This is a genomic window from Mycobacterium sp. 1245111.1, from assembly GCF_001673405.1.
GTDB lineage: Bacteria > Actinomycetota > Actinomycetes > Mycobacteriales > Mycobacteriaceae > Mycobacterium.
The window spans coordinates 68,039-80,143 of record NZ_LZLV01000044.1; the positions used below are offsets into that span (position 1 = coordinate 68,039).

Here is a 12,105-nt window from a genome sequence, read left to right on the forward strand (position 1 = left end):
ACTGTGACCCTCCCCGGGATCTGCTAGTCCGAGAAGATTTCCCGGTTGACGGTGTGCAGGTAGGGAATTGCGAGAAACGGCGTGATGTAGAAAATGTTGTAGGCCCACCAGGCAATCACCGGAAGTCCGACCGCCGCGTAGCGGACGTCGGCATACAGCGTCATGTTGAAGATGTAGCCGGTCCACACCACCACGCCGAACCAGCACGTCACGATGATCCATTGGTGCCCCCAGCGCCTCATCTGTAGGAAGCCGATTGCCGCGGCCATCCGCATGGGGAAGGCGATCAGCACGCAGACAAGCACCCATGCCTTCTCGCCGGGAGCGCCGGCGCCTCCGATCCAGAGTTCGTTGTAGTGCCAGAAGTACCCCGCGTCCATCAGGTTGCCCCAGGCCGTGAACACCGTGCGGGTTATCAGCGCATGGTTGGCGAAAAGGTCGAGCGCCCAACCGATGCTGTTCAACGCCGCGTCCAAGATGATGACGTAGCCGATGAGGGTGACCATCAGTGGGCGAACCGAGAGGCCCGCTCGTTGCGCGTTACGCAACAGGTATAGGCCGCGCAAGAACAAGGGAAGTCCGATAACTCCGAGCACCAAGGTGCCCATCAGGGCTGTCCCGGCAGTCAGCCAGAGGTCGGCCCGCCGTTGGGCTGCGTGGCTCTGTCGTTCGTGTTCGTCCAGGGTTGGCGACGCGGGCGCGAGCGCGGCACGAGAAAGTCTCATCGGCTCACCAGTTCCTGGTCAGCAGCATCGAGAGCTGGATGAGGAACATCGTCAGCAGCAGGCCGTATATCCAGACCTGGAACACGATGAGCGCTCGTCGACGCCGGCGGTCCTGATCTTCCATTGCGCTGTGTCCTCCTACCTTTCGAGGACGGCATTCTGATAACGGACGATCAGAAGGTGCCGATGTTCGAGAGCATCCAGTAGAAGAAAGCGACGAGTCCGCAGATGACTCCCCAGGTGACGATCATCCGTAGCAGTTCTTCGATCACAGGGAGCGCTCCCGTCACGGCGGCAACAGTGGAAATGTATATTTCCGCGTGATGCTATCACCGTTCTCACTAACTGAGAGTGAGTATTCTACGCTTCGGCCAGCTGGGCCAATTCGCGCTTGACCACCTTGCCGACGTCGTTGCGGGGCAGCTGCTCAACGAAGATGATCCGTGCGGGAACGCGGTAGGGAGTCAGGTGCTCGCGGCACCATGCGATCAGCGCGTCCTCGGATACCTCGTCATCGCTGCGCGCGACGAAAGCCCAGGGAACCTCGCCGAGGCGTTCGTCGGAAATCCCCACCACGGCTGCCTCGCGGACCCCGTCGGCGGAGAGCAGGACATCTTCGACGGTGCCGGGAAAGACCTTGAGCCCACCGCGATTGATCATGTCCGACACCCGACCGTCGAGCCACAGGAATCCGTCGTCATCGAACCAGCCCAGGTCACCGGTGTGAAACCAGCCGTCGTCGGTGAGCCGATCGAGAAACGCCGCATCGATCTTGCGTGCCGCTGTCGTCGGGGTGCGAACCATCACTTCGTCTTCTGTGATCGCGACATCGATGCCGGGCAGCGGTCGTCCGACCGACCCGAGTTTGGTTTCGCCCCAATCGCGGGCATCGGCCGCCGACCAGCCGACGACTTCTCCGCCGAGTTCGGTTTGGCCGTAGGAGTTCAGGACGATGACACCGAACTTGTCGCGGAACCGGGCCGCCTGCACAGGGGACAGGGGAGCGGTAATCGATCGCACGATCTTCAGGGGGGCCAGGTCGGTGACCGAGTCGTCGTGCAGCACCATCGTCAGCGCGGCCGGCGGTAAGACCGTGGAGCGCAACTGGTGTCGCTTGACCAGTGCCGCGAAGTCCGTCGCGGAGAACCGGTCCATCAGGACGACGCCGGAGCCGGCGCGAAAGGCGAACAGCACCTGGTAGATACCGGCCCACAACGACAACGACAGCGGCACCAGATTCGGCATGGGGGATCTCTTGGGCTTGCTGCCGGCGGGTTTGGAGCCACGCAGTTTTTCCAGCAGGCGGTCGATGAGATCGAGCACCGTGCTGTGCCGCAGCGGGACTGGTTTGGGTGGTCCGGTGGTGCCGGACGTGAACTGCAACAGCGCGACATCGTCTTCGTAGGATCGCGCATCGCCGGGCTGGCGTGATGATCCGACGGTAGCCCACGCCAGCGCCTCTCCGGCGACGATCGGCAAGTCGAAGCTCGAGAACCGTTGTGCGAGTTCGGGGGTAGTGATGACGGCAACCGGTCGCAATGTCGCAATCTGGGTGACGATTTCGGCATCGGCGGCCCGAGGGTTCAGCGGCGTGTAGACGCCACCGGCGCGCCACGTGCCGAACAGCGCGGCGATAGTGGTGGCGTCGTTGGGCAGCATGGCCGCCACCACCTGCCCGGCGTGCAGACCCCCTTGGGCCAGCAGCGCGCCGAGTTGATCTGCGCTGGACGCCAATTCGTGGCGCGAAACATCAGCGCGCAGCGTATGTACTGCGACGTCGGGCAGGCCGTTAAGCAGCTCGGCGAGACTCACGAGTTATTCTCCAGCGGAGCCCACTTCGGAGTCCGCTTGTCTGCAAAGGCCAGCGGTCCCTCGTTCTGGTCCGGATGCCCCCACATCGATGTCAGATGCTTCGCACCCTCACGGCATGCATCGGTGAGACCGAGTTCCAATGCACCCCACAGTGCTCGCTTGGTGGCGCGCATCGCCGCAGGGGAATTGCGCGCGATCTTCTCGGCGAGTTCCTGCGCGACCTCACGCAGTCGGTCGGGCGGGTCGACGACCTGGCTGATCATGCCGAGCTCGTACGCGCGTTGAGCGCTGAGCCGTTCGTGGCTGCCCACCAGCGCCATCCGCAGCACGGCTTCCGCGGGCATCTTGCGCATCAGCGCGATGGTCTCCAGGGCGCTGACCTGACCGATTGAGACGTGCGGATCGACGAAGCTGGCATCTGACGATGCGATGACGACGTCGGCATCGGCCACCCAGTGCAGTCCGCCACCGGCGCACACACCGTTGACGGCGGTGATGACCGGCTTGTCGACATTGCAGTGCCACGCGGTCAGCTTCAGATCGAGTGTTCGCATGGTCTCCTGGAACTGCAGCACAGCCTCGCCATCGAGCTCCTCGACGTCGGCGCCCACCTGGAAAGCGCGTCCGTTGCCCGTGTGCACGATCACGCGAACATCGGGGTCGGCGTTCAATTCCGCCCAGGCTCTGGGGAATTCTTCGCGCATCGCAGCGTCATAGGCGTTGAGGCGCTCTGGTCGGTCGTTGATGATCCATCCGACCGGCCCGTGCCGTTCGACGATCAGTCGCTGATATGTCATGAAACCTCCACTGCGTCCGACACCGGGTGCCACTGGGGTATGCGCTTCTCGCGCCACGCCCGGACACCCTCGCCATGGTCGGGATGGTTGCGCAACCGCCAGATCTCATCAGCGGCCTCGCTGCGAGCCTGCGCCATACCAACTTCCAGGGAACGCCACAGCGCCTTTTTGGTGGCCCGCATCGCCGTCGGCGAATTCGCGGCAATTGCGGTGGCGAGCCGGCACGCGGCTGCGCGGAGTTCCTCGCCCGAGACAACTTCGGACACGATTCCCAATTCGTAGGCGCGCTGCGCGGTAATGCGTTCACCCTTGCCGCTCAATGTCATCCGAGTGATCGCTTCCATGGGGGATTTGCGCAGTAGGGTGATCGCCTCGTAAGCGACGGCCTGGCCGACCGAGACGTGTGGGTCGACGAACGACGCTTCTTCGGCGGCGATCACGATGTCGGCGTCGGCCACCAGATGCAGACCGCCGCCGGCGCATACCCCGTTGACAGCCGCGATCACCGGCTTCCATACCCCGCAATGCCACGAAGAGATCTTCAATTCCGCGTCCCGGGTCCGGCGTGAGTGGCGCCGCATCGCCTCTTTGTCGCGCGCCACCTGTACCACGTCCATGCCGGTGCAGAATGGCTTGCCGTTGGCGGTGTTGACGATCACCCGGATGGTGGGATCGGCGTCGAGTTCGGCCCACGCGGCCTCGAGTTCGTCGAGCATCTGCGAGTCGAAGGCGTTGCCGGCGTCGGGCCTGTTCAAGATCAGCCAGCCGATTCCGTCGGATTTCTCCACCACGAGACGCTGGTAGGTGCTCACGAGCGCGGGATATCCTTCCAGGGCTTGCCTTTCCACGGGTCAGGCTCCTTGGGCAAGCCGAGTACTCGCTCGCCCAGGATGTTTTTGTTGATGTCCGTGGTCCCGCCCTCGGTGCCGTTGGCGAGACTGCGCATCATTCCCTGGACGTCGCGCGGCAGCGCATCGGGGTCGTCGGTGGCCGGCCAGGCGATCGCCTCGGTGCCCAGCAGATCGACCACTAGGTCCTGTATCTGCTGGTTGAGCACGGCCTGGTGCACCTTGCCGATCGACGATGCCGCCCCGGGCGATTGGCCAGCCGAAAGGGCTGCGCGCACACGGGCGTTCGTCCAGCCGCGGATCTGCTCCTGCGCCCACAAACGCATGACCTTGTTACGGATCACCGGGTCGCTCCATTTCCCGGTCTGCTTCGCCAGCGTGATCAGGCGCTCGGCGCCGGAGCCGCCGAGGCGACCCATGCCCCCGGACCCGGAGCCGGAAACCATCTGTCGCTCGCTGGACAAGGTCGAAGCGCTGACCCGCCACCCGTCGTTGACGTCACCCACCCGGTGAGCATCGGGGACGCGCGCATCGTCGATGAAGACCTCGTTGAATTCGGCTTCTCCGGTGATCTGACGCAGTGGTCTGACCTGTACGCCTGGTTGATGCATGTCGAGCAGGAAGTAGGTGATGCCCTTGTGCTTGGGCGCCTCTGGATCGGTTCTGGCGAGCAGGATTGCAAAGTCGGCCTGGTCGGCCCACGTGGTCCAGACCTTCTGCCCATTGACGACCCAGGTGTCACCATCGCGGACCGCGCGCGTTGCCAACGAAGCCAGATCGGAACCGGCGCCCGGTTCGCTGAACAGCTGGCACCACTTTTCCTCGTTGCGCACGATCGGCGGCAGGAATCGCAACCGCTGTTCTTCGGTGCCGTGGCTGAACAGAGCCGCAGCAGCGTTGTTGAGGCCCAACGGATTGAGCCGCGTCAAACGCAGCGGGCCCAGCACGTGTTCGATCGCGCGGGCGACCTCGTTGCCGATCCCGAGGCCCCCATGTTCGCGCGCCCACGTCGGTACGACGAGGCCCGACGCGGCGAAGGCGGGATACCACCGCCGGTAGTCCTCGGGGGTGCGTACTGCCCGCAGGGCGGCTGGGCTCTGGGCCGCCGCGGTCCGCCAGGCGTCGGGTACCTCGGCATCGACCCATTGCTGTACCGCGGCAACGGCATCGTCCGCACTGGTGGTGTCGGTGATCGGCAGTGTCATCATCGACCCTGGAACTTCGCGTCACGCTTGTCGCGAAAGGCCGCTAGACCTTCCTTGAAATCCTCACTGCGGCTGGATAATTCGAGTGCTAAAGCTTCGTTCTGCAGATGGCGATCGAGGTCGAGGCCGTTGCCACTCTGCAACAGCCACTTGGTGAGCCCCAGTGAGACAGTGGGCGCGTCGCTCAACTGGGTGACCAAAAGCTCTGCGGCTGAAGCTAACTCACTGTCCGCAACTGCAGCGTGGATGATGCCCCAATCGGCTGCTGTCGCTCCGGTGATCTCTTGGCCGAGCATGAGCAACTGTCGGGTGCGCACCAATCCGATGAGTCGCGGCAAGAGCCACGTCGCACCACTGTCAGGGGTGAAACCCCGTGCCATGAACGGCTCCCAAAAGCGAGCGTCGTCGGCGGCGATGCAGAAGTCCGACGCCATCGCGATGTGGAATCCGAGGCCGGCCGCCCAGCCGCGAACCACCGCGACAATCGGCACCTGCGTCTCGAGGAGTAACGGGATGAGCCGGTTGGCTTTGTTCGGCAGGCGGCGCTGGGTGCTGCCCACCCTCGGTTTGCGCTCGGAACGGGCGTTGTTGGCCACCAAGTCGGATCCGGCGCAAAAGTCCGGTCCCTCACCGTCGATCCGGATAACACGCACCGACTCGTCAGTGCCGGCAGCGGCCAGGTGCGCGATCATCGCGTCCAGGACGACGTCGTTGATTGCGTTTCGGCGGTCGGCGCGATCCAGGGTCAGCTGCAGGACGGGACCGTCGTGCTGGGCGCGAAGGCCCGGGACACTGGCGTAGGTCATGGCCTCAACGCTCGGCAAACTGTGCCGATACGGCTGTGAGCAGTTCCGTCAGATTGGTCGCTCGGCCGGGTGGATCAGGCAATCGAACGGGCCCGCGTTCGTGGCTGGGCAGGAGAATCGAGGCGTGACCGGGAGACGTGATTTGGCCGCGGTGGTTTGTTGCCGCGAGTTCGAGATCGACGGCCGGGCGATCACCCTCAGCAAGGTATTTGCGGACTACCGTTCCGGTGATGGTGTGGAGGTCACCGACATAATTGAAAAGCCGGAACTCGCAGTCGAGCTTCCATAGCCATGCGTCGTCCCCCATCCAGTCGGTGCACAAATGGATGAGCCAGGTTTCGCGCATCCGCCCGTAGTCGAAGGTGGTGGGATTGCCGGCATTTCGCGCCGCGTCCGGCTCCCAGTGCACCCGCTGCTGAACATCGGGGACACCGTGCTCATTGGGGGTGTAGAAACGGGGAATGCGCTGCCGGTTGCGCCACGCGAGCCGTAGCGGCCGCACGCCGTACATGCCGGTCCCCATTCCGACGTGCCAGCAGACCATATCGGTCACCGTTAGCGGACCCTTGGTCAACGGGCCAACCTCGTCGCCCTCTTCGACGTCTTCCCACCATCGTGGTTCACCGCCGCGCGGCGCCTCGCGTGCCAATCTGTCGTCGATCTCGGCGATCTCATCAGGTGTCCACGACTTCAGTTCGACGGCTTCATACTTCTTACGACCGCGTGCCTTGCTGCGCTCCGTCCGGATCATGTTGCGGTACTGGCCGCCCAGGATGACGCCTTCGTCGTCGCGGAACACTTGCGCGGACCATTCGTGGACGGCGCGCTCGGCGAATTCGCTACTTTTGTCCAGTGCCGCGACAAGAGCGTTGCGGCGGAAGATCCGATGATTCGCCCGCAGCGGCGCCCACCACTCGCGCGACGACGATGCATAGAACGCATGAACGCCGCGCAACGGATCACCTTTGGTCAACACCCGGTCGTCCTCGGAGAGCACGGTCACCTCGTCCTCACCGATGAGAGTGTCACCGCCGACAAGGGCGGGCGGCGCGATCGACTCGCCCCACACGGATTTGGCGGCGTACTCCGGATCGGTCCACAGCGGGTTGGCGTCTCCGTAGCTTTCGGCTACGTGCCGGAAGCTGTCCTCGTTCGGGCGAAAGTAATGCGGCGGCTGAGTGTGAGGGACAGCGATGCCGATGGTGGCGCGCAACCGGGCCAGTCCCTCGTCGGTAATCTGACCGCTCTCAGACATGGAAATTAAGATACCCGAAAAGCGGAAACGCCGTTAACGCAGGATGGGAAAATGAGCCAAGAGGCAATCGGCATCGTTGTAGTCGTCGATGACAACGGAGTGCAGCGAATTACGATCGACCGCCCGGAAGTCGGAAATTCGTTGTCGCCCTTGGCGCGTGACGCGCTGACCGATGCGTTCGTGCGGGCAAACAATGATCCTGGCGTTCGTGCTGTCCTGTTGAGTGCAACAGGTGATCGGCACTTCTGCGCGGGGGCGGGATTAGCGCCACAGACACAGGAGTCAGGAGCCTCCCCGAGCCCGGTCGCCGAGCGGCGTCCGGGCGACATCGCTCGCATGCTCCAGCAGGGGTGGCAGCGGTTGGTGGCGTCCATCTTGGACTGTGACAAGCCCGTGGTCGCTGCGGTCAAGGGAACTGCTGCGGGTGCTGGAGCGAGTCTGGTGTTAGCATGCGATCTGGTCGTCATGTCCAGCGACGCAAGGATTGTCGAGGCGTTCGTGCACCGCGGGATCTTGCCGGATTCCGGTGCCATACACCTGCTGACGCGGATCGTGGGGCTGCGAAAGGCTACCGAATTGCTGATGCTCGGTGAGCCTGTCGACGCTGCCACCTGCGAGAGGCTGGGGCTGGTCAACCGCGTGACCGCGCCTGAGGACACCGATGCACTCGCGGACGAGATCGTCGGACGTCTCGCCGCCGGGCCGACGGTGATGCTGTCGCTGACCAAGCGGTTGTTGTCGGTGTCGTCGGAGTCAGGGCGTGACCGTGCGTTCGAGGAGGAGGCGTGGGCGCAGGAGGTGGTGTCGCGCACCGCTGACCTGCAAGAGGGTCTGAAATCCTTCGCTGAGCGCCGTGATCCGAACTTTCAAGGTCGTTGACGGTCACGCCTTGGTTGGGCCGCCCCGGATGGTGAAGGTCGAGCTGTCATCGATTCGATCGATGGAGTCGGCGACGGTCTCCGCAGTAAGCGCACCGTCCTCGATGCCCTTGGTGACCCCGATGAAGACACGCGAGACTTTCCCGCCACCGACCGAATAGATATGTGCCGTGCGATCGCAACTGCGGTGCGACAGGTATACGACTACCGGGGTGACCAGTTCGGGGTCCATGGCCTTGCCGGCGTCTCCCATGATGTTCTCGGTCATCCTGGTACGCGCGATTGGTGCGATCGCGTTGATCGCGATGCCGTTGCGCTGTCCTTCGATCGCCAGGACGTGCATCATCCCGACCAGGCCCATCTTCGCCGCGCCGTAGTTTGCCTGACCGAAGTTGCCGAAAAGACCGGTGCCAGAGGTGGTTTGCACAATACGGCCGTAGTTCTGCTCACGCATGATCGGCCATACCGCGCGGGTGACGTTGAACGTGCCCGCGAGGTGAACCTCGATGACCGCGTCCACCTGTTCAGCAGTCATGTTTTTGAACGCAGCGTCGCGCAGGATCCCCGCGTTGTTGACCAGGATGTCGACCCGCCCAAACGCCTCCATCGCGGCCGCCACGATCGCCGCGCCCCCGCGATCAGTGGCGACGGAGTCGCCGTTGGCTATTGCGGTGCCGCCGGCCGCGGTGATCTCGTCGACGACGCTCTGGGCTGCTGAGGTCGACGCGCCGCTGCCGTCTACTGCGCTACCCAGGTCGTTGACCACGACGCGTGCACCGCGCCGAGCGAGTTCCAGCGCGTGGCAGCGGCCTAGCCCACCGCCGGCGCCGGTCACGATGGCCACCTGATTGTCGAAAGTCATTGACTCCATGGGTGAGAGGTTACATTTACCCAATAGAGAACCATCATTTGCATCGGAGGACACGTTGATGGATGGCCCGACCGAGTTGCTGCGATCAGCGCACAGGCGAGCCGAAGAGTTGCGGTCCCGCTACCGTGCCGCGGGTTTGTGGACCGCCGAGCCCGTTGACCTGGTGCGGTCTGCGGCGACGGGACACCCCACCCGGCTCGCCGTTGCGGATCGCGGCGCCGAACTGACGTACGGCGAACTCGACGAGCGCGTCGACGCCGCGGCGCGAGCGATGCTCGACGCCGGTGTCCGCGCAGGTAGCGCCATTGTGCTGGTGGTGGAAAACGACGTGGACTCGGTTGTGATGGTCCATGCGGCGCTGCGAATCGACGCGGTGCTGCTGGTTGTTCCCCGAAGCGCCGGGGCTTCGCAGGTTGCCGATGTCCTCACGCGCACAGGCGCACAGTTCGGGGTTGCACCGAACTGGACCACGATCGCCGAGCCTGAACTAGCGGGGAGCTGTCGATGGATCCTACCGAATGGTGAGGGCGGGCAGGTGGAGTCTGCCCCGGTCCTGAGCCCGGTGAGGTCAGCCGATGAGCCGTCGTTTGTCCTCTACACGTCGGGCACCACGTCTCGGCCCAAGGGGGTCATTCACTCGCTCAGCACGCTGGCCAAGGCGTCGGCAAATTACATCGCGGCAGCTGGTCTGGTCCCAGACGACCGGATCTTCTTGATCAGTCCGTTGGCGTCGGTCACGGGAGTAGTGCAAGCCCTGTTCATCGGTCCGATGCTTGCGATACCGGTCATTCTCGAGAATCACTGGGACCCGGTGGGGACGTGCGATCTACTCGTCGACTCCGGCGCGACCTGGTACGGCGGCCCCGACCGGCTGCTGAACAGGATGCTCGACGAGGCGGCTGAGCGTCGCGCCGACATCGCTCTGAGGGCGGTCTATCTTGGCGGCACGATGCTCGACCGGCGCATCGTGGAACGGATCGAAGACGATTTCGGAATCGTGGTCATGCGGGCTTACGGCTCCTCAGAGATCCCGGTGAGCACGTCAGGTCTGCGCAACGAGTCCCGCGACGTGCGCCACGGCGACGATGGGGTGCCGCTCGACGACGTCGACGTACGCGTCGGATCGGCGTCCGAACCGACCGAGTGTTGCGTCAAGGGCCCGCATGCCTTTCTCGGGTATATCGACGCCGATGACGACGGGCCCGCGTTCGACGGAGAGTGGTTCCGCACTGGTGACGTGGCAGAGATCGTCGATGGCCGGGTGCGAATCATCGGACGTATCAAAGACATCGTGATTCGCAACGGACTGAAGATCCCGGCCGCCGAGGTGGAAGAGGCCGTAGCGAGGATCAGCGGAGTGCGCGAATGCGCCGCCTATTCCGTCGCCGACAGCACCACCGGTGAGCGGCTTGCCATGGCAGTCGTGCTCGATCCCGACATCGAACTGTCGCTCACCGATGTCGCCAGCGCGCTCACCTCGGAGGGTCTGCCGAAATACAAACTGCCGGAGGAGTTGGTGTTGTGGAGCGACCCGCTTCCGGTCAACGCCAACGGCAAGGTCGACCGCAACAGACTCGGCGCCCGGGCGGACGGCCGGCCGCGCCTGCTCGCCGAGCGCCTCGCCCGTTCCGGGCGCTCCCGTGACTCGGCTTAGAACATGTTGGTCAGGTACAGCTCCAGGGACTGAAAGAGGCTGTCGAACGCGCCGCTGCTGGCGAGCCCGTGTTCGACTGCGCCGATGAGTGCGTCGAGGGTGTTGATGTTGCCGGAGATGTCGATTTGGGTGAGGTCGCCGTCGATTGAGGTGGTGGCGTCGGCGATTTCGGTGGGTGTCAGCCCCAGATAGGCGGTGTGTGTGGTGAACACGTTGATGAAGGCGTTCATCAGACCGCCCGCCGTGAAGTCTTGTTGGAAGTCGGCGATGCCGTCGCCGTCGAGTGTGTAGATCGTTGTCGGATAGAGGTCGTTCGGCGTCACGTGTTCCACGGCGCTGTCCATCCCGAGCGCGTTGAGGATGGCGTTTTCCTGGCTCGAGCCGTGGCCATAGACCAGGTCGAGGTCTGGCACCAGGTTGGGCCCTATTCCGCTGGGGAGGGAGGGGTCGCCGATGAACACGAAGTGCAGATCGGCGCTGGGGATGCCCTCTTGGGCGAGTCGTGTCATGGCGATCGATTCCGCGGTGGCGCTTTGAGAGTAGCCGAAGATCGTCAGCGGGTGCTCGGCGTCGAAAGCGCCTGGGTTGGCATCGAATTCGTTGCGCACGGCGAGGACGACGTCGTCTGCGTCGGTGACACTGCTGGGGCCCTGCTGGAACAATTCGGGCGTCGTCAGCACCTGCAACGGCGCCGCACATGGGTCGGTTGCGACCATGTCGCAGACCGTCGAGGAGGTCGCGCCACCGTCGAAGCCCAGCGGATGCAGGTAGAGGTTTTCGGCAGCCTGGGCGAAGGAGAGAGACGGGGTCGGCTCGCCGGTGCCGCCGAGGATGATGGCGGTCTCGCTGCCCCAGAGCGGGCCGTCGGCGTCGCCGAACGCGACTGCCGCCGTCAGCATCGACGTCAGCACCATCACGGCGCCGCCGGTACCCGCCAGCAGCCCGACCCGCCACCAATCAGACGCATGACGACTCATGTGCGACTCCTCCAGTCTCGTTCGGATGGATTTTCCGAAAATACACGAATCGCGGCGAATGTATCATTTTTGTGCTGTAGGTGGCGCATGTTTGGAGAAACGAAGTCCGACAGGCCAACAGCGCCACGGTGACGCGGGTGGCCGACCCAGTTCCGTGTTACAACCGTCCTGAGTCTGCTGCTCGGCATTGTTGCTAACAGCGAAAACGCTGACGTAGCAAGACATTACATCGAGGTCTTCGTTCTTCCCGCTATCATTAGGGACCCGCCCCAGCCGC

The 12,105-nt window shown here is 64.0% G+C and carries 11 protein-coding genes; 2 read left to right on the forward strand and 9 right to left on the reverse strand.

The genetic code is table 11. From position 1 onward, the window contains the following. Positions 1 to 23: 23 nt before the first annotated feature. From A5658_RS09075 to A5658_RS09105, 7 genes are all read right to left on the reverse strand, one after another. Positions 24 to 725, reverse strand: a complete 702-nt coding sequence (locus A5658_RS09075) for a hypothetical protein (RefSeq protein ID WP_231997257.1) — start codon at positions 723 to 725, stop codon at positions 24 to 26. Between the two features lie 360 nt (positions 726 to 1,085). Continuing rightward, positions 1,086 to 2,537 carry a class I adenylate-forming enzyme family protein gene (locus A5658_RS09080; RefSeq protein WP_067333158.1) on the reverse strand — a complete coding sequence of 484 codons (1,452 nt, stop codon included), beginning with the start codon at positions 2,535 to 2,537 and terminating at the stop codon, positions 1,086 to 1,088. Further along, the gene (locus tag A5658_RS09085) at positions 2,534 to 3,334 is read right to left on the reverse strand and encodes an enoyl-CoA hydratase/isomerase family protein (RefSeq protein ID WP_067333159.1); all 801 of its coding nucleotides are present in this window, start codon (positions 3,332 to 3,334) and stop codon (positions 2,534 to 2,536) included. The genes A5658_RS09080 and A5658_RS09085 overlap by 4 nt, the downstream gene beginning before the upstream one ends. Continuing rightward, complete coding sequence (locus A5658_RS09090; protein WP_067333160.1) at positions 3,331 to 4,146, reverse strand: enoyl-CoA hydratase/isomerase family protein; 816 nt, start codon at positions 4,144 to 4,146, stop codon at positions 3,331 to 3,333. The genes A5658_RS09085 and A5658_RS09090 overlap by 4 nt, the downstream gene beginning before the upstream one ends. Next, positions 4,143 to 5,390 (reverse strand): acyl-CoA dehydrogenase family protein, encoded by a 1,248-nt coding sequence (locus A5658_RS09095; RefSeq protein WP_067333161.1) that lies wholly within the window; start codon positions 5,388 to 5,390, stop codon positions 4,143 to 4,145. The genes A5658_RS09090 and A5658_RS09095 overlap by 4 nt, the downstream gene beginning before the upstream one ends. Beyond that, positions 5,387 to 6,193: an enoyl-CoA hydratase/isomerase family protein gene (locus tag A5658_RS09100; protein ID WP_067333162.1), complete on the reverse strand. Its 807-nt coding sequence runs from the start codon at positions 6,191 to 6,193 to the stop codon at positions 5,387 to 5,389. The genes A5658_RS09095 and A5658_RS09100 overlap by 4 nt, the downstream gene beginning before the upstream one ends. A gap of 4 nt (positions 6,194 to 6,197) precedes the next feature. Next, complete coding sequence (locus A5658_RS09105; protein WP_067333163.1) at positions 6,198 to 7,448, reverse strand: hypothetical protein; 1,251 nt, start codon at positions 7,446 to 7,448, stop codon at positions 6,198 to 6,200. A 51-nt stretch (positions 7,449 to 7,499) separates the two neighbouring features. Between A5658_RS09105 and A5658_RS09110 the strand changes: the two genes are divergently transcribed. Next, positions 7,500 to 8,327, forward strand: a complete 828-nt coding sequence (locus A5658_RS09110; protein ID WP_067333164.1) for an enoyl-CoA hydratase/isomerase family protein — start codon at positions 7,500 to 7,502, stop codon at positions 8,325 to 8,327. A gap of 3 nt (positions 8,328 to 8,330) precedes the next feature. Here A5658_RS09110 and A5658_RS09115 read toward each other — a convergent pair whose 3' ends face one another. After that, positions 8,331 to 9,197: an SDR family NAD(P)-dependent oxidoreductase gene (locus A5658_RS09115; protein ID WP_067333165.1), complete on the reverse strand. Its 867-nt coding sequence runs from the start codon at positions 9,195 to 9,197 to the stop codon at positions 8,331 to 8,333. 109 nt (positions 9,198 to 9,306) lie between these two features. Here A5658_RS09115 and A5658_RS09120 point away from each other — a divergent pair, with 109 nt between their 5' ends. Then, on the forward strand, positions 9,307 to 10,851 hold the full coding sequence (locus tag A5658_RS09120; RefSeq protein ID WP_082993043.1) for a class I adenylate-forming enzyme family protein: 1,545 nt from the start codon (positions 9,307 to 9,309) through the stop codon (positions 10,849 to 10,851). On the opposite strand, the gene A5658_RS09125 is transcribed toward A5658_RS09120, so the two are convergent. Continuing rightward, the gene (locus tag A5658_RS09125; RefSeq protein WP_231997258.1) at positions 10,848 to 11,828 is read right to left on the reverse strand and encodes a PE-PPE domain-containing protein; all 981 of its coding nucleotides are present in this window, start codon (positions 11,826 to 11,828) and stop codon (positions 10,848 to 10,850) included. The genes A5658_RS09120 and A5658_RS09125 overlap by 4 nt on opposite strands. Positions 11,829 to 12,105 lie beyond the last annotated feature (277 nt).